This is a genomic window from Nitrosopumilus sp. b2, assembly GCF_014078535.1.
In the GTDB taxonomy this organism is placed as follows: domain Archaea; phylum Thermoproteota; class Nitrososphaeria; order Nitrososphaerales; family Nitrosopumilaceae; genus Nitrosopumilus; species Nitrosopumilus piranensis.
Genome location: NZ_MU078705.1, coordinates 24,222 through 41,578, shown reverse-complemented (window position 1 = coordinate 41,578; position 17,357 = coordinate 24,222). Strand labels below are relative to the sequence as shown.

The following is a 17,357-nucleotide window of genomic DNA, read 5'->3' as shown; positions in this document are numbered from 1 at the left end:
AATTTCAACGCAATAACCAGTCATAAAGAATCCAATCTTCCTGGATTTCAGCAATATCTGTAAAAATTTCTTGTATTTGTTGCTCAGAATATCCAGAGTTTTCGTCGATATAGATAACAAATCTATGTTCGGTATCAATTACAGTCTTAGACTGTCGCTCAAAATTAGTGGTCAATGATTCAAAATAATCTTCAAGAGTTTGCACTCTATAAAGGCAGAGTTCTTTGAGATCTTCGTTTTTTATTTGGGATTCCAGTGAAGTATCAGATAAATCAAGATCAGGTTCTAGTTCAATCACCCATCTTTCAGAATCTTCAAGCATATTGCTTACATTAATTGCTATAAGAACAAAAATTCCAAAAAGCACTAGTGGAATCGAGATGCCATAATTATTTTGTATTTAGTTTTCATTTTCTATCATAAATTGTTTTCGTAAAAGATGTTGTTTATGCAAATGCTAATCCTACGTTTATCAGTTTGAACGCAGTATCAGACGACACACATATTGGAGAATTATCAACATACTTGAAAAGCAAATCATATCCAGTTTTGCAATAGTCACCATCATGAATATTGTCTTGTGAAGGCACACCAATCTCAATATCTGCTATTTGCAAAACAGAATCAATCTTAGAACCAACAGAAATGATTGCCTTGAAATTGCCAGTTTCATTTGGAATCCACGACAGTCCAACATTAAGAGTCTGATCAGGATTTAATGAACCAGTCATCCATTTTGCAGGCTGAACAACATTGTTTGAAGCATTTTTTATTTCAACCACATATACAAAGTCCTGCATGGTGTCATCGTAATTTGTAATGTCTGCAGAGACTTGCAGAACTTGATCAATCTTGATTTCATCGAATTTTTGGCCAATAGAGTTTACGATTCCAATGTCATCAAGACGTATTTCATCAGAGGTATTTTGTTCTAAGAAAGATACTTTGACAACAGGTGCAAGCGAATTCTCAGGAATTGTTTCTGACACTGTTTCAGATTCCAGATAATCCCAATCAACATAAAGATCAGAATTCTTTTCATGTCCCTTTACTACCTTTGATATAGCTTCTTTTAGTTCCAATTCAATTGCATGCAATGCGTTTAATTTTTCATCCAGTATTTTCTTTTCAACAATATCAAAATTGTTTCTTATTTCTGAAATTGCTTTTGTCAGATCCTTTTTGGAGATATCCTCACCATTCCTATAATCATTGATGAGATCATGCATCTTTTGTTTTGACAGCAACTGCTCATTTTCAAGTTTGTTATCGTATTTTGTCTCTAATTGCTTCTTTTCAAGGTCATATTCAGCGTTGAATTGCAAGATCTTTTGGTTTATAGCATATATCTCATCCTCAAGGATTTTTTTCTTGTCCTTATTTACGGCATATTCTGCAATCGTGTGTATTTCTGCAGTACCATTTTGCATCATTTCTTTGGAATCTGCCTCCAAAACACATCGATATTCTGAGGATAGAAGGTCATACACTACAGCATACCCGACATCACATTTTGTTTCGGGGTTTGTTTCTATACTTGATGCATAACCATTACTTGAAATGTTGTCATCATGAAATATTATTCCACTTACTTTGTTTTCAGCCCATTTTTTTGCAATAGACTCATCAATACAAGAGAATGTATGAGATACAATTCGAGAAACTAATACAAAACCATCATCGCAAGAAGTGTCTGCATTGATTTGTGAATCAACTTTAGGAGATACGTAATCATCAGAATTTGCCAAAATATAATTTGGTTGTAATCTATAGTCACCATAAAATTCAGATAGTTTTGACTTGGTTACAGATGACATGTGAATTTGGCCTGTAGAGTTGAATACCTGTTGTTCGTTATAGTCTGCAAGATTATGTTTGACATTAAATTGTGCATTCATTTCTATTAGTTCAATTCTTGGAGTAGACGCCATGCTATGATATGCCTTTTTAGCATCTTGCATAGTTCCTCCGTTCATTAGAACTTGATTCATTGCATTTCTTCCTGCAGTAACTTTTTGTTCTTTGAACTCAAACTGGTCCCAAAAAACTCCTTGTACATAGTCAGGTTTTTTGTTCACAAAACTGTCAAATGCATTTCTGGATGAGTGTTTTTCCCATAGTCTTTCCCATTCTTGAAGATCTTGACTAAGGCGTTCAAGAGACATGTTGCGCATCTGTTCTAATTGCTCTTGTGCCTGATTTTGTTCATATTCTTTTTGCTGTAATTCCTCAATCATCTTTTTGGTTTGCTCTATTTTTTTGAGAAGATCTTGTGCGACTGGATCATTTTGTAGGTTTTCTGATAACGTGTTTTGCTCATCAATATTTGATATCTGTGCATATGCATAGTTTCCAGCAAACAAAAGTGTGACAGATACTGTAAATATTGTTGAAATGAGAAATTTTGTGTTTGCTGCATGTTGCATCTTGTGCCTGTTTTTCAAAACACGACCCATACACCTCATGCCATACTGTAGATAATAAAGATTAGGGTACTAATCATTAGAATTATAATGAATAATATATTAACTAATATAGTTTTGATTAGTCAAATAGGCAAGGTCAAAGGTGAATGAAAACATTAGATCTAACAGACAGCATAGGGCTCATGATGAAACGATCTGCAAAATCGTGGGAGAGGGCAACAGATATTGAAATGACTGAACGATTTGGTCTGACTGGTGGAAAGTGGAAGACAATTACAGGACTTTCAATCAAAGAAGGAATTACGCAAAAACAGCTTGCAGATATGATGTTTGTCGAGGCACCAACATTGGTTCCAATTATTGACAAGTTAGAAAAAGAGGGATACATTGTACGTAAAACAGACCCCAATGACAGAAGAAATAACTTAGTTTTTCTAACTGACAAGGCCAAGAAAACAACAGATTCCATAATTGATTGCATATCTGAGATGAGAGATGTTGGACTAGAAAAGATATCTAAAAAAGATTTAGAGATTACAAAAAAGACATTGATGCAGATAAACGCAAATGCAGATGCATTCATTATCAAAAAAGGTGAAAAGACTGAACCGGATGTTTGGACAGACCCTCAAAACAAATCACAAAAAACTCTGGTAAAAGTATAATTTACAAAAAACATGTTCAAGAACTTTAAAATCAGAATTATCCCTAGAATAGACGCAAAAATTGGTTAATCAGAATGGTTCAATCTACGACGTTAAACCAAAGATAGGATGTCCTTTCTTCAATTTAACAACAGGAAGATAAGGATATCCGTGCTGAAAAATATCTGTGAATTGTGCTGGAACTCCTTTATGGCCCGAATATTTTATGAACGGCTTATCAGGTTCCTTGTCTAACTCCACATAATAAAAGCAGTAAACAGCCTCATCTAATTCTATTAGAGACATGTATCCGATGATCCATTTTTTGCGTCGTGGGAAACATAACAGAGTCACCTTTGGGTCATCAGGCCATTCAGGATCATATGTGAGTCTTGCAAGATTTCCCAAATCAAGTACTTTGGAGGTTTTGAATTTGCCAGAAATTTTTTTGTGTGACTTTATTGGAAATGGTAAAGAATCCAAATGAACAATTGGTGCATAGTTAGAATTTGATTGTATAGAATTGACAATTTTTGCTGTTTCCTTACCACCCTTTGGATCATATTCAACATATCTTCCTTTTTCATAATCAGTGTAAAACGCAAGAATTGAATTTGATAAAACTAACCTACAAGACAACACCATCTTGCCGTAAAGTTTGTGAGCATACACTCTCAAAGGATATTCTCTGAATGCACAAACAAATCGTGCAAAATCCAAAAAACTCACCACTTCAATAAAATGAATTTGTACCATCTATACAATCTTTAATTCTTATACTAATTTAGTTTGTAGTATCTTCGTAATCTTCATCAACATCCTCTTCATCAGAGATTGAATCTTGTTCTTCTAAGGGTTTTTTCTGTTCGGGAATGACATCTGGAATGATGTCTGGAATCAAATCTGCAAGTCCTTCTGCAGGTTCAGTTGGAATGAGCGTCAAAGTCGAATTAACATTGTCAAGTTTTCGTATTTGGTCAGAAATTATATTTTCAAGTTGTGATTTGTCGTCTGAGTCTATTCTTGCAACAATGTCATAAATTCCATATGTCCCTTGAACGTCAGTAATGTTCTTGATTTCATGTAATTTTTGTATAATTGATGGTTCTTTTCCAGGCTCACAATTAATCAAGACAAAAGCAGTATCCATGATTATAGATGGGTTTCATCAAATTTCTTCCTTGTGGTAATTTGAACTAAAATCATATAATTATCAAAATTAAACATGTGATGTGGTTTCAGGGACACATCTAATGGAAAAATTTTTGTTTAAAATTGCAAAAAAATGGATTGCAGGAGATACAATTGATGATGCACTATCATCGGCCAAAGATGCGTATGGCATGGGCAGACATGCAATAATCAACAAGCTAGGAGAATACCACACCACAAAAAAACAAATTCAGGATTCAATTAACGACTATCAAAAAATTGCTAATTCATTTAAGAAATGGAATATTCGAGGAGCAATCTCCGTAAAACCCACACAGATAGGATTGTCAATTAGTCAGAAACGATGTTACAAAAGCTTGGAAGAGATTATTCAAAAAACAAGCGATGCTCATGTCTTTATTTGGTTGGATATGGAATCATCAGAGCATACAGATGAGACAATCGAGTTGTATAGTTCGTTTTTTTCAAAATATGAAAGATTGGGGATTGCTTTGCAAGCAAATCTTAAAAGAACAGAAGACGATCTAAATCATCTGATAGAGATTGGCGCAAAAATTCGTCTTGTAAAGGGTGCATACAGAGAAGAGTCAAGGATATCATATAAGACCAGAGAGGATGTCGATAAAAGATACACAAGACTGATGACAATTTTATTCAAAAAAGGAAACGAGTTTGCAATTGCATCACATGACAACAAAATCATAAAGAAAGCAAAGTCATTATCAAAAAAATATCCAAGAAAGTTTGAGTTTGAGTTTCTTAAAGGTATAAGAGAAGAAACCAAAGGGGATCTTGTAAAAAACGGATTTGTTGTTTCAGATTATATTCCATATGGAACAAATTGGTTTTCATATTCTATTAGAAGAATCAAAGAAAGAAAGAGAAACATATTGCTGCTTGGAAGTTCTTTAATTCAATCACAGTGAGTTTGGGTTTGAGTTCTCAAGAACTGCTGTAGATAATTTTCTCCTCCTGCACCTTTTCCAGTGGTTCCAGAGTTCTTCCAGCCTACAAAAGGCTGACTAGATACCAAGGCAGCCGTAGTTGCGCTGGCAGAACGATTTGCATATACAACACCTGAATGAATTTTTGAGAAAAATTCTTCTAGTTGGTTTTTATCTTCTGAAAAAATTCCTGCAGTTAATCCGTACTCTGACTTGTTTGCAAGCTTTATCGCATCATCAAAATTCTCATATCTTTGTACACACAAAAATGGCAAAAACAATTCTTCCTTCATCAGCTTGTGTCCCTCAGGCAATTTTTCAACTATAGTGGGCTGCACAAAATAACCATTTTCAAACAAGTCAGTTTTGATTAAAGAACCACCAGTTAGAATATGTCCATCAGTTTTAGCTATCTTAGAGGCATCTTCAAATTTTGATTTTGCATCTGAGTTAATTATAGGGCCAAGAAACACATCTTTTTCCCAAGGCATGCCAATCTTGATCTCTTTTGTTTTTTCAACTAACTTTTCAATGAATTTATCTGCAATCTCGTTTTGAACGTAAACTCTGGAACATGCACTGCATTTCTGTCCGCCATAACCAAATGCTGCATTCATAACACCATTAACTGCCTTTTCTAAATCAGCATTTTTCGTGACAATAGTAGGGTTTTTTCCTCCCATTTCAGAGATGAACGGTTTTGTTGTAGTCTTTGTAAATTCCTGAAATCCTCTCAACCCAACTTCTCTTGAACCAGTAAAAGCGATACCATCAACACTTTGGCTTTCAATCAAAGTTTTTCCAACTATACTTCCAGAACCAGTAACAAAATTAATTGCACCAACAGGAATTTTTGAAAATAGGTATTTGGCAAAATAAAAAGAAGACAACGGAGTATCACTTGCGGGTTTTAAGACCACAGTATTTCCAGTAATCAATGCACCAGTACTCATACCAATTGCTATTGCAGAAGGGAAGTTAAATGGAGAAATAATTCCCCACACACCATAAGGCTTCATAATTACCTGAGTTTTTTCATTAGGGCTTGGATGATAGGTCTGTTTGCAAAAACCATCATTTTTTTCCATCTGATATGCGTAAAAGCGCATAAAGTCAATGGCTTCATCAACATCACCCATAGCCTCAATGCGATTCTTTCCGTTCTCAAAGGTCATAATCGAGGCCAAGAAGAATTTTTTTGAAGAAAAATAATCGGCACAATCTCTAAATGATTTAATTCGTTTTTGAAACGGCATGCCACTCCACTCTTCAAATGCGTTTTTTGCACTTGATATTGCATTATTTGTATCAGAGATGGAAGATTTTGGGAACTCAGCGATTTTGATTTGAGTGTTGGCAGGAGAGTTTACAGTAAAATTTTCATCAGAATATATTTCCTTACCATTGACAATAATTGGATATTTTTTTCCAAGTTCTTTTTTTGCGTCATCTAAAGATTTTTCAAATTTTTCATGAAATTCTTGGATAGAGCTTGTAGACACTGCCTTTCCCCAAGTGAATTCATTTTGAAATTCAATCATTGTTGTTTTCACCTGATGAAAAAAGAACTTCTGAAATGATTCTAGAAGCCAAGTGAGACGTTCTGTCTTTGACATCGTATTTTGGACAAACTTCCATAATGTCCATTCCTATGATTCCTTTTTCTGCAATTCTTTGCAGTAAATATACACAATCAACGCTGTTCAAACCCAGAGGTACAGGAACAGAAACTCCAGGTGCAAAAGAAGGATCAACACAATCCATGTCAAAAGAGACGTAAACATTTTTTCCCAATTTATCAATAACTGAATTGGCTATTTTTTCTAATCCCTGTATGTTAATATCAAAAGGTGTAATTACGTTAAAATTATTTTTTTTAATATTCATCAATTCCTCTTCTTCAGGAGTACGAATTCCTATTTGAATGCTGGATGCAATTTCAATATTTGGCAGTACATCAGTAATTACAGAGCCATAATAGTTTGTATGAGAACTAACAAAATCAGGATGTGCGTCAAAATACACAAGCGATATTTTTTCATTAGTTTTTGACAAGGATGTAATTATATCTAAAGTGATGGAGTGGTCACCTCCAATTGAAATCGGGATTTTTGATGAGGAGGAAATTTTTTCAAAAGTGTCTTTAATCTTGTTTCTTTCAATATCTCCAAGATCACATACTTTTTTTTCAGTTCCTCTAAACGGACGACCCAAGGATATTGTTCCATCTCGATCATACGAGTCTCGTAAGTTAGATATTTGCCGTATTTTTGATGGTGCTTCTTCGGTGCCTGTTCTTAATGAATGGGATTTGGATTCATCTGGAATCCCTACAATTACATAGCCAGCATCATCAAAGTTCTCAGTGTTTGCCCAGCAAATTTTTTCCATAATCTCTATACATATGCATAGAATTTGTAGTTTTTATCAAGATTTTTTCTCAAAATCAGGATGCCAACTAATCATCCTTTACGTAATGCTGCGGTAGACAAGCACCAGTAACACGATGGAGTTTACATGACAACGGATATTGTGTTGGCTCCTTAGTACTAGTATGCATTCACCACTAAAATAGGATTAGAAAAAACCTTAAAACATGTTTAAATTTTACAAATTATTTTAAAAAATTTAAAAAAATATTTAGTTTTCAATAACTCATTCTTAGATAGCAGAGAACACTAATCAAAAAATGTCGTTGTTAAAAACAACCAGATTAACCAAACAGGATGATCACTTTGAAATTGAGATTCCTCCCGAATATGTTGAAAAACTTGGATAAAGGAATGGGCTTGTTTTAGAGATAGACATCAAAGACTCTGAAACAGTCATAAAGAAATTACAGGGATTTTTATTGATGCAAAATGTTTGCAGGCATCTTGATTTAATGTTATGTATGACAACTAGTCCTCAACGTATATCTCTAACTTTTTGTGAGTTTTTTCATGTAAAAGTAATTTTTGACTATCTCCTTCAGACGAATCCCAAGTGAATTTACAATATTTGCAATGGTATGTCATTTATTTTTTCACATCCTTTTGGATTTCTTTTTTTAATTCTTCAAGAGTCTCGACATATTCCTTTTTCATAAGATTTTCAGGTTTTGTTTTATTGTTTTTGTTAATTTGTGGTTTCTTTGTTTGTTTTTTCATAATTCACATATAATGATTAATAGATAATTAAGGAATAATGTAGTTGATTCCGTTCCAAATCAAATCAATTTCATTTCTTTAGATTTTACTCAGTGTATATTATTAAAATGAAAACTAAACATACCCTGATAGTCAGTAAGTAAAAATTAAAATCAGACTAAAAAAACGCAACTAATGTCTTGTATGAAGAAAAACTCAAAGAACTAGGAATAGAGTTACCACAAGCCCCAGTACCTGCAGGAAATTATATCCCAGCAGTCAAAACAGGAAATTTACTTTTCATATCAGGGCAAATTCCATTAGAAAATGGCAAAGTAGCATACACTGGAAAGGTCTCAGATGAGAATTTGGAGACTGCGCAAAAATCAGCTAAAAGTTGTGCAATAAACATACTAGCTCAAATCAAAAGAGAGGCAGGAAGTTTGGATAAAGTATCTAGAATTGTAAGACTGTCAGGATTTGTCAATTCAGTTCCAGAATTTTCCCAGCAGCCAAAAGTTATCAACCCAGCATCAGACTTGATGTTTGAGGTCTTTGGAGAAAAGGGAAAGCATTCAAGAATTGCAGTAGGGGTTACTAGCTTACCACTTGATTCAATGACTGAAATTGACGCAATAGTTGAACTATCAGATTAGAATTCACAGATTCTGTTAGTAGTTCTTATATCAAATGAAAATGGTGAAACCCTAAGAGCATTCCATGACATTAAAAAATTATATTTTGAAAAACTTGTGGCTTCAAGTTGTAATCTCTTTGCTGCTTGGATTAGTAGTAGGGTTGGTCTTAGGAGATGATGTAGGTATTGGATTAGATGATGATGCTTTAAGTTCTCTTTCATCATATCTCAAAATTCCTGCCAACATATTTTTGAGTATAATTTTGATGATCATTGTTCCATTAATTTTTGCATCAATTGTAGTTGCCATTACCAATATAGGAGCAAAAGAAAAAATGAAAACATTAGGGTTAGGTATTGGAACATACTTTGTAATTACTACAACAATTTCAATACTTGTAGCAGTACTTCTTGCATCCATTATTGCTCCAGGAAGCATGCTTGATCTTACTTCACTTCAAGAAGCTCATGACATTTCAGAAGATGATCTTAAAGTCACAGAAGGTTTTTCATTTGAAGATATTCCAAATGCAGTATCCAACATAATTCCAAGAAATCCAATTTCTTCATATCTTGAAGGACAGATGTTTAGCATCTTGGTCATGGCAGTTATTGTAGGACTATCAATGGCAGTTCTTCCAAAGGAATCTACTAAATCATTGTTAGATTTACTAGAATCAATTCAAAAAATCACATTACACATTTTATTAATCTCCATGAAGATTGTACCGTTTGCAGTTTTTGGTTTGATTATTGGAATGGTAGCTACTGTAGGCATAGAGACAATGGTCGGGCTGGGAGTATACATGGCCACAGTAATCCTAGGTCTTGGAATCATGTTATTAGTATACGCGTTTATCTTAAAGTTTGTAGCAAAAAGACCAATATCTTCTACATTCTCAAAATTCCGCAATCCACAAACTCTTGCCTTTTCAACAGCCAGTTCAATGGCTACAATGCCAGTTACACTAAAGACTGCAGAAGAGGATCTAAAAATAGATAACAGAGTTTCAAAATTTGTAATTCCACTTGGAACAACCATAAACATGGATGGTACTGCATTGTATCAAGTAATAGCAGTCTTTTTTTTGGCACAGCTTTTTGCAATAGAGTTGAGTATGATATCAATACTAGTGATTATCATAACATCACTTTTAGCTTCTATTGGAACCCCTGCAGTACCAGGAGCAGGAGTAATTGTCTTATCAACAATACTAATTACAGTTGGCATTCCACCAGTTGGAATCTTGCTGTTACTTTCAGTAGATAGAATTTTGGACATGATTAGAACCATGGTAAATGTTACAGGAGATCTTACTGCATCTTGTGCGTTTGATGAAATAACGCGAGATAAAAGTTGAGAATTTGGAAATTTTCTTAAATAGATTTTCGGATAATTGCAATCATGGTTCAGGTGTGCAAAGGAGTGTGTGAGCGATTGAAATCAACATCATTTACAAATAATCTTCGTTACAAAATAGGACAAAAGTGGTGTTCGTTATGTGCAATATTTTTTCTTACAGAAGAAAACACATGTCCTTGTTGCAAAACAAGATTAAGATCTAGAGCTAGAAGTAAAAAATATGACCTGCCAAGAATGTAATAACGAAAAAGGAGAGTGTCAGTGTTATTGCTGTTGTTCGATTGCTCAAATAGGATGCCCATATTGTATCCCTCCAGTCCTTGCATATAGACAAGTAAAAAAGATACTCAGAAGACTCAAGAATAAACCTAAATGATTCATAAATCAAGGCTAAGTGTTGAAGTACTTAGAAGAGATAGAGTCTGAAAAATACATCTCAGTTGAGACCTATAGGAAAAATGGAACACCAGTCAGAACACCTGTCTGGTTTACAATAAAGGACAATCAAATTTTTGTTGTGACTCGGGACCAAACAGGAAAAGTAAAGCGTCTCAAAAATAATAATCAAGTAAAAATTGCAACGTGTACAATAAAGGGAGACATTAAAGGAAAATGGGTTTCAGGTATTGCTGAAATTTTAGATGAAGAGAAAATCAAAGAAGCTGTAAAGAGAAGAGACAAAAAATATGGATTTTTCTCCAAAATGGCAAGATTCTTGACAAAAAGTAAGGGAGAACTTTTGGCATTCTCAATTAAGATTAAGTGAATTTTGTAATCTCTGCTCTTTTTTTAGTTTTAATGCAGTTAGTCCTGCAAATCCAAAGATTATTGCCAGACCAGAATATGCTAAGACTTGACTATGCTCTATTAGAATAGCAGAAACTCCAGTTCCAACTACACTTGGAAGTAAAGATAATGCATAGAGCCACCAACCACAGCAACCAAGTGGGACAAGAGAGAAAAATGAAAAAAATGACGTGGCAGCCGTACTTCCAGAATTTCCACCAAATGCTTTTCTCTTAACACTTAATTTGCATCCAAGAAGTTTGCTTTTTTCAGACAAAAATATTTGAAGCCCAATTCCAATACCCATGCCAAATATGACAATAGAGTTTAGCTGAAATGCTGCACTAATTGCTGCAAGAGGTTCTAATGCAGGAGTTGTAGCTACAACTACTGAAAGATAAACAACTATTGTCAATATCCCCACAAGAATTGCTTTTTGAATAGGTCTCATCATACATCACCATAAACTAGAGTTTGAGGATGAAATGCAACCCATTCAAACCAAAATCCAGGCTCAATTGGCATCCTTTGAAGTTGTTTTCCTTCATATTGGCCAGATATTGCAAAACCATCATAATTCCATTCAGAGTTTGTTTGAATGTCAATTATTTTTCCATTAGAATATTCAAATTCTAAAACTTGACCATTGATAGTTCTCTCAAATGCACGAGAATTTTCAGAATACAAAGACATCAAAACTAAAGGAACATCACCAATAGAGTCATTGATTATTGTTTTGGATTCAATGTCACTTTGTTTGTAAGCTTTGTAAATACCATCTTGATTAAATCCGATGATAATTTCCTTAGGATACATTCTATCATCGTTGTTTTCTACTGGAAACATTATTCGAGGTTCTGTGTAATAATTTCCATATGGATCAGTTGCATATGATCTGATATATCCAGTATCAGTAGTTAACACTAGTGTGTCAGGATGAAGTTTCTTCCAATCACCCCAAGTAATCACATCAAATGGAACCAAGTCAAGTTGATATCCAGTAAGTTCACCTTTTACAGCTTTTCCAAGTGCCTGACTCCAATAAGATTCAGTTAGTCTATCATACATCAACAAATTACTGTTGTAGAGTTTTCCTGATGTGCCAAACTCTACTTCTTGTCCATCAATAATTCTCTTAAAAACTTGATTTGTATAACATAAGGGGCAATAGGTCACAGCCACTGGAGTGCTGTCAACTCTGTCATTTACAATTTCATGCCATACTAAAATGAATATTGGATAGGCTTTTGCCTCACCATTAATTTCCAGACCAATTACAGTATCAGAATCAGACATGAATTGAGAATCAGAAACTGTTGCAAACACAGGATTGTCAATTGATGGAATTCCATCTTTAGGAGGTCCTCCACCTTTAATTTTTTCAAGTGGAATCAGATGCTTTACCCCATCAGTTTCCATTACTGTTAATTCAGTGCCTTGAATCTCAGAATTTGTAGTACTAGGAGTAACTTTAACAGAGTTGTCATCAAAAGAAATTACCAATACACCAACTGCAATAGCAACTGCTATGACAAGAAGTACTACTTTGAAGTTCAATTTGCAATAAATTGAGTTTACAAAATATTAAACAATTGTTCCAACTTGGGGTTTAATTTGGAAAAATCCTTTTAATAAAATTCAAGGTCGTGTACGCATGAAAACAGAAGCAGTTCTCAAAGGAAACATCTTGCATGACATCACCCATTGGGGAATCAGTGCTTCGATAGGAGCCATATTTCTTGTACACAGTATAAAGAAGTTTGATCCTAGTTGGCAAGAATGGTTATCAAGTATTGGGATGCCTCCAGAAATGCAATTACCAATTGCATTAGCTGAATTCATTGGAGGAATCTTGTTGATTGCAGGAGTTCTAACCAGGATTACTGGTGCAGTGTTTGCAATAATTTTGCTTGGAGCAATATTTCACATTAGATGGGAAAGCGGATTCTTTGTATCCCAAGGAGGATGGGAATGGGATTTGGTGATGCTTGCAGCAGTGCTGGCAATTATTGCAGCAGGTCCAGGTAGAATTTCAATTGCCCATGTTGCAAAAAGAATACCTAGATTCTTACAGTGATTATTTTATTTTTTTATTTAATTCTGTAATGAATTTTTTTATTTTTGGTTTTGGGATTACTGCACCACATGCTCTGTCATGGCCACCGCCAGAGCCACCAAGATCAGTTGCCAGAATATTGACGATTTTTCCCAAATGCACTTTGCAGTTTTTAGAGCCTCTAACAGATACAGCATAGATTCCATGGTCTACTCTTTCTTTGTATGCAACACCAACATCTTTTCCAGATAATCCCATCACAAAGTTGACAGCACCACTAGCACCTGCATCGGTAATCTCCATGTATCCAAGATTCTTCATTGTTTTCATGCCTGCCTTGACTTTGGCAATCATTTGTGATAATTTTTCAACTTGAATTTGTGCAAATTCAAAGGTGTTTGGAATGTCATGAGGGAATTTAGATTCGGCTAGCTCTTCAACCAAATACAACAGATAATCAGGTTCCTTTTGGTGTCCAACAATATTGTATGTTAAAACAGTAGCACTAATGAGTGCAAATTGTCTATCATACATTTGAAGTAATTTAGAACCTAATGGGCGGTCTTCCATATAATCAGTAATAGCAGCACATGTTGCAACAAAGGTGGCATGCTCATTTAGTTTTGATTTGAAAGCATTGTAAACTTGAACAGTGGTACATTCGTTTATGTCATGAATTACTTTGACTTTGAGTTTTTGCAAGGACTTTACAACATTAGGATCAATGTCATGGTGATCAATGTATGTAATTGAAACTTTATTTTTTCTCAAAGTTTTCATAATATCAATAAACTCATCTTGAGTTTTTTTACTTAGACCCAAATCACAGATGTATAATGATTTTAATTTTTCATCTTTAATTACTTGTTGTAATGCCTCCATCTGACCAGGATAATCAACTAATACAGCATCTCCGCCAAATGCTTGTCGAATTAATGCTGCAGAGCTAATGCCATCAGCATCTTCTTTATGAGAAATACAAATTACTTTGGTGCGCTTTGATTTTGTAATTTTTTTGCTAGCTGCTTTTTTTGGTGTTTTTTTAACAGTTTTTTTAGTTGCAGTCTTTTTTGTTAAACTTTTTTTTGTAGCCTTTTTAGTTGTTGATTTTTTTGCGACAGGTTTCTTTATCTTTGATGCAGCCAATATCAAGAAAAACTACAACCCCTCATTTAAATGAAGAATGGTTACTTTAATTTTCTAGATGGTTTTTTGACGCTTTGATTTATCAAAGAGCTTGAATCAAGATATACATCATAAAGAGACAGTCCCTCCATCTGGTTTTGGTGATCAATTTCTTGAATTTTTTTTAATTCTTCAGAAGATGCATTAAGGATTAAATCATCAAGTTTCTGTAATTTTTTGCGTTCTACTGGAGTCATTTAATTTTTGATTAAAAATTCTCATTTAGGACCAAAAGTTGGCATATTAGACTAATTACTAAATTTCATAGACATAATTTTAGCGAAAATATAATAGAAGAATTTTGCTAGGCTCAGTATGGAGACAAAAAATATTGGCTTACGAGGAATTGAGGTTGCAGATACAAGAATTTCAAACATTGATGGTGAGAAAGGCAAGCTAATCTATAGAGGATTTGATATTTTAGATCTTACTAAAAATTCAACATTTGAGGAGACAGCATACTTGCTGCTTTATGATAATCTACCAACAAAGGCACAACTTGATGAATTTAATTCAAAATTAGTTGAGGCAAGATACATTCCAAAACAGATGCAAAAAAACATGGGAAATTGGAGAAAAGATGCAGATCCTATGGATATGCTTCAAGCATTTGTTGCGGCACTTGCAGGATATTATGATGAGGAATTCTCAAACAAAGAAGCAAGTTATGATAGAGCAATCAACCTAATTGCTAAAACACCTACTATAATTGCAAGTTGGCAGAGAATTCGAAATGGATTACCAATAGTGGATCCAGATGCATCTCTAAGTCATGCAGCAAATTTTCTATACATGATGTCAGGAGAAAAACCAGACCCAGAAGTAGAGAAGGTTTTTGATGTATGTTTAATTTTACATGCAGACCACACATTCAACGCATCAACATTTACAGCCAGACAAGTTGCGTCAACTAGAGCTCACATGTATTCAGCAGTTAGTGCTGCAATTGGAGCATTAAGTGGAGAGTTACACGGAGGAGCCAACACTGAAGTCATGAAGATGTTATTAGAAATTCAAGAAATTGAAAAAGTTGAACCATGGATTAAAGAGAAAATGAGTGCCGGTGAAAGAATAATGGGAATGGGTCACGCAGTTTACAGAACTTATGATCCTAGAGCACAAGTACTAAAAGAATTATCAAGAAAACTTGCAGAAAAAACAAAAGAGCCATGGTTTGATATGACAGAAAAAATTGAGACTGCAACTATTTCTGAAATGAAGTCACAAAAAGGAAAAGACATCTATCCAAATGTCGATTTGTATAGTGCATCAATTTACTATATGCTAAAAATTCCAGTAGATTTGAACACTCCAATATTTGCAATATCAAGAGTTGTTGGATGGGCAGCACATATCATAGAAGAAAAGTTTGCAGAAGCTGCACCAAAACCAGCTTTATACAGACCAAAAGCAACCTATGTTGGAAAGTATTGCGGTCCTGAAGGGTGTGAATACAAAACACTAGACTTGAGAAAATAATTTTTTAATTTCTTGTGCTAAGCCAATCTTTAGCTTTAGAATTTACATCATGCTTGTATAACACTTCAAAAACCATATCATAAAATGTGATACCTTTTTTCTGTGCCTGCTCATCAAGCCACTTTATTCCATCAGCTAATTCAGGATCATATTCAGAGAATTCCACGAGTTCATCAACCATTTTTGAAAAGAAGGCGTGAGATTCAAGCATATCTACACCTTTCAATCTTTGATCATAAGTGAAGGATTCAAAATATATTGACAAAAAACCACTTTTTGGATGACAATTGGAACATGTTTTCTACTTTGATGGGAATGATGAAAAAATCTCATGGATTATTGAAACTGGTGATTCCACCGCGAAGCAAGAAAGAGAACATGTTCAAATGTACAAAAATAAAGTGACGGATTTGCAATCAAAATACATTGCATTTCATGTCGGTCTCTTTTGGGCAATTGGTGTGTTCATCATAAAGGATATGGATCACATCAAAGTAAAATGTAATGAAAAGATTATGTTTGATCATTTTAAATTAAATCAAGAGATTAATGATGAATTTATCAAAAAAAGAATGCAATTCATAAAGCAACTAATCACACAAAGAAAATTAAAAATGGAATTTGAGGTTATTGAATCACAAAAAAATATCAAAGGCAAAAGAGCTTAAGACCAAAAACGGGCAGTTACATGGTGACAGCTCAATTGCTTTGTATAATGTTAGTACAAAGTAGAATCATAAAAGAAAGAATTGTTCAAATTCATTGACAACAATTAATGTTAGATTAAAGCGATCATGTGGAATTTTCAATAAATTTTTAGAAAATATGAAAAAAATTTACAAAATTTGAAAGATCATAATTTATCAGAAAAAAATAATGAAAAACATAGAGAAAATACAGATTAGATTTATTTAGCACCTAGATGGTCTGAGATTAATTATGGCAGGTATAGACAAAGCTGCAATTGGATTTTCAATCGCAATTGTAGCTATCGGAGTTGCATTTGCGATGTATGGCGATGCAGCTCAAAACCAAGGTTATGTAGCTACACCAACAACATCCAAACCAATGGCGGTAATTCCAGAAGAGCCAAAAGCTCAGACAGACCCATTTGCAGATATTGCAGATAAGGTAAAGGAAAATCCTAAAGAAGTAATGAAGGAAGTTGAAGAAGTTGTTGAAGAAATAGGTGAAACTATCAAAGAAGAAACAGAAAAACACGCACCAGGACCTGAAACATATACAGTTGAAATGCCAGCAGGTACTTCAGTTCCAGGATGTGAGGAAACTAACGCATGTTACTTACCAGCAGATATCATAATATTTGCAGGAGACACAGTAGAATGGGTTAACGTAGACACAGCAGCACACACAGTTACTGGTGGCAGTCCAGCAGATGGACCATCTGGTGTCTTTGACAGTAGTTTAGTAATGGGTGGAGCATCTTACTCATTCACATTCAATGATGCAGGAAGCTATGATTACTTCTGTATGGTACATCCTTGGATGGTCGGTAGTGTAACAGTGAACTAACCA

The 17,357-nt window shown here is 34.3% G+C and carries 22 protein-coding genes; 10 read left to right on the top strand and 12 right to left on the bottom strand.

Annotated features, from left to right (window positions below; genetic code table 11):
- Positions 1-4 precede the first annotated feature (4 nt).
- Positions 5-367 (bottom strand): hypothetical protein, encoded by a 363-nt coding sequence (locus C6989_RS07945; RefSeq protein ID WP_182126861.1) that lies wholly within the window; start codon positions 365-367, stop codon positions 5-7.
- 79 nt (positions 368-446) lie between these two features.
- Positions 447-2,456, bottom strand: a complete 2,010-nt coding sequence (locus tag C6989_RS07940) for a hypothetical protein (protein WP_182126860.1) — start codon at positions 2,454-2,456, stop codon at positions 447-449.
- A 116-nt stretch (positions 2,457-2,572) separates the two neighbouring features.
- Between C6989_RS07940 and C6989_RS07935 the strand changes: the two genes are divergently transcribed.
- The gene (locus tag C6989_RS07935) at positions 2,573-3,091 is read left to right on the top strand and encodes a MarR family winged helix-turn-helix transcriptional regulator (RefSeq protein WP_148703119.1); all 519 of its coding nucleotides are present in this window, start codon (positions 2,573-2,575) and stop codon (positions 3,089-3,091) included.
- A gap of 84 nt (positions 3,092-3,175) precedes the next feature.
- On the opposite strand, the gene C6989_RS07930 is transcribed toward C6989_RS07935, so the two are convergent.
- Positions 3,176-3,799, bottom strand: coding sequence for a hypothetical protein (locus C6989_RS07930; RefSeq protein ID WP_237087750.1), 624 nt, complete (start codon positions 3,797-3,799; stop codon positions 3,176-3,178).
- Between the two features lie 55 nt (positions 3,800-3,854).
- The gene (locus tag C6989_RS07925) at positions 3,855-4,220 is read right to left on the bottom strand and encodes an Lrp/AsnC ligand binding domain-containing protein (RefSeq protein WP_148703117.1); all 366 of its coding nucleotides are present in this window, start codon (positions 4,218-4,220) and stop codon (positions 3,855-3,857) included.
- Positions 4,221-4,323: 103 nt separating this feature from the next.
- Here C6989_RS07925 and C6989_RS07920 point away from each other — a divergent pair, with 103 nt between their 5' ends.
- The gene (locus C6989_RS07920; protein WP_182126859.1) at positions 4,324-5,169 is read left to right on the top strand and encodes a proline dehydrogenase family protein; all 846 of its coding nucleotides are present in this window, start codon (positions 4,324-4,326) and stop codon (positions 5,167-5,169) included.
- On the opposite strand, the gene C6989_RS07915 is transcribed toward C6989_RS07920, so the two are convergent.
- The 3 genes from C6989_RS07915 to C6989_RS10260 all read right to left on the bottom strand — a co-directional run bounded on the left by C6989_RS07915 (position 5,157) and on the right by C6989_RS10260 (position 8,336).
- A complete protein-coding gene (locus C6989_RS07915; RefSeq protein WP_182126858.1) occupies positions 5,157-6,728 on the bottom strand; it encodes an aldehyde dehydrogenase family protein in 1,572 nt (523 codons plus the stop codon). The genes C6989_RS07920 and C6989_RS07915 overlap by 13 nt on opposite strands.
- Positions 6,721-7,578: an agmatinase gene (speB, locus tag C6989_RS07910; protein ID WP_182126857.1), complete on the bottom strand. Its 858-nt coding sequence runs from the start codon at positions 7,576-7,578 to the stop codon at positions 6,721-6,723. Before speB ends, C6989_RS07915 begins: the two co-directional genes overlap by 8 nt.
- Positions 7,579-8,204: 626 nt before the next feature.
- A complete protein-coding gene (locus tag C6989_RS10260; RefSeq protein ID WP_255464671.1) occupies positions 8,205-8,336 on the bottom strand; it encodes a hypothetical protein in 132 nt (43 codons plus the stop codon).
- A gap of 179 nt (positions 8,337-8,515) precedes the next feature.
- Here C6989_RS10260 and C6989_RS07905 point away from each other — a divergent pair, with 179 nt between their 5' ends.
- The 4 genes from C6989_RS07905 to C6989_RS07890 all read left to right on the top strand — a co-directional run bounded on the left by C6989_RS07905 (position 8,516) and on the right by C6989_RS07890 (position 11,081).
- Positions 8,516-8,971 (top strand): RidA family protein, encoded by a 456-nt coding sequence (locus C6989_RS07905; RefSeq protein ID WP_182126856.1) that lies wholly within the window; start codon positions 8,516-8,518, stop codon positions 8,969-8,971.
- A gap of 64 nt (positions 8,972-9,035) precedes the next feature.
- Entirely contained in the window at positions 9,036-10,313 is a 1,278-nt protein-coding gene (locus C6989_RS07900) for a dicarboxylate/amino acid:cation symporter (protein WP_182126855.1), read from the top strand.
- Between the two features lie 44 nt (positions 10,314-10,357).
- Complete coding sequence (locus C6989_RS07895; protein ID WP_182126854.1) at positions 10,358-10,555, top strand: hypothetical protein; 198 nt, start codon at positions 10,358-10,360, stop codon at positions 10,553-10,555.
- 157 nt (positions 10,556-10,712) lie between these two features.
- The gene (locus tag C6989_RS07890) at positions 10,713-11,081 is read left to right on the top strand and encodes a PPOX class F420-dependent oxidoreductase (protein WP_148703110.1); all 369 of its coding nucleotides are present in this window, start codon (positions 10,713-10,715) and stop codon (positions 11,079-11,081) included.
- Here C6989_RS07890 and C6989_RS07885 read toward each other — a convergent pair.
- Together C6989_RS07885 and C6989_RS07880 are read right to left on the bottom strand one after the other, a co-directional pair.
- On the bottom strand, positions 11,064-11,552 hold the full coding sequence (locus C6989_RS07885; protein WP_148704134.1) for a hypothetical protein: 489 nt from the start codon (positions 11,550-11,552) through the stop codon (positions 11,064-11,066). The two genes, C6989_RS07890 and C6989_RS07885, sit on opposite strands and share 18 nt — an antisense overlap.
- Positions 11,552-12,658, bottom strand: coding sequence for a DUF3179 domain-containing protein (locus tag C6989_RS07880; protein WP_182126853.1), 1,107 nt, complete (start codon positions 12,656-12,658; stop codon positions 11,552-11,554). The genes C6989_RS07885 and C6989_RS07880 overlap by 1 nt, the downstream gene beginning before the upstream one ends.
- 97 nt (positions 12,659-12,755) lie before the next feature.
- Between C6989_RS07880 and C6989_RS07875 the strand changes: the two genes are divergently transcribed.
- The gene (locus C6989_RS07875; protein WP_182126852.1) at positions 12,756-13,178 is read left to right on the top strand and encodes a DoxX family protein; all 423 of its coding nucleotides are present in this window, start codon (positions 12,756-12,758) and stop codon (positions 13,176-13,178) included.
- Here C6989_RS07875 and C6989_RS07870 read toward each other — a convergent pair whose 3' ends face one another.
- On the bottom strand, positions 13,179-14,306 hold the full coding sequence (locus tag C6989_RS07870; RefSeq protein ID WP_182127038.1) for a DHHA1 domain-containing protein: 1,128 nt from the start codon (positions 14,304-14,306) through the stop codon (positions 13,179-13,181).
- A 38-nt stretch (positions 14,307-14,344) separates the two neighbouring features.
- The gene (locus C6989_RS07865; RefSeq protein WP_148703106.1) at positions 14,345-14,539 is read right to left on the bottom strand and encodes a hypothetical protein; all 195 of its coding nucleotides are present in this window, start codon (positions 14,537-14,539) and stop codon (positions 14,345-14,347) included.
- A gap of 118 nt (positions 14,540-14,657) precedes the next feature.
- On the opposite strand from C6989_RS07865, the gene C6989_RS07860 reads away from it, so the two are divergent.
- Positions 14,658-15,821: a citrate synthase gene (locus C6989_RS07860; protein ID WP_148703105.1), complete on the top strand. Its 1,164-nt coding sequence runs from the start codon at positions 14,658-14,660 to the stop codon at positions 15,819-15,821.
- Between the two features lie 4 nt (positions 15,822-15,825).
- Here the strand turns inward: C6989_RS07860 and C6989_RS07855 are convergent, their stop codons facing one another.
- Entirely contained in the window at positions 15,826-16,032 is a 207-nt protein-coding gene (locus C6989_RS07855; protein WP_012215483.1) for a hypothetical protein, read from the bottom strand.
- A 76-nt stretch (positions 16,033-16,108) separates the two neighbouring features.
- Here C6989_RS07855 and C6989_RS07850 point away from each other — a divergent pair, with 76 nt between their 5' ends.
- Positions 16,109-16,489, top strand: coding sequence for a hypothetical protein (locus C6989_RS07850; protein WP_148703104.1), 381 nt, complete (start codon positions 16,109-16,111; stop codon positions 16,487-16,489).
- A 271-nt stretch (positions 16,490-16,760) separates the two neighbouring features.
- The gene (locus C6989_RS07845; RefSeq protein ID WP_148703103.1) at positions 16,761-17,354 is read left to right on the top strand and encodes a cupredoxin domain-containing protein; all 594 of its coding nucleotides are present in this window, start codon (positions 16,761-16,763) and stop codon (positions 17,352-17,354) included.
- The last annotated feature ends 3 nt before the right edge of the window (positions 17,355-17,357 follow it).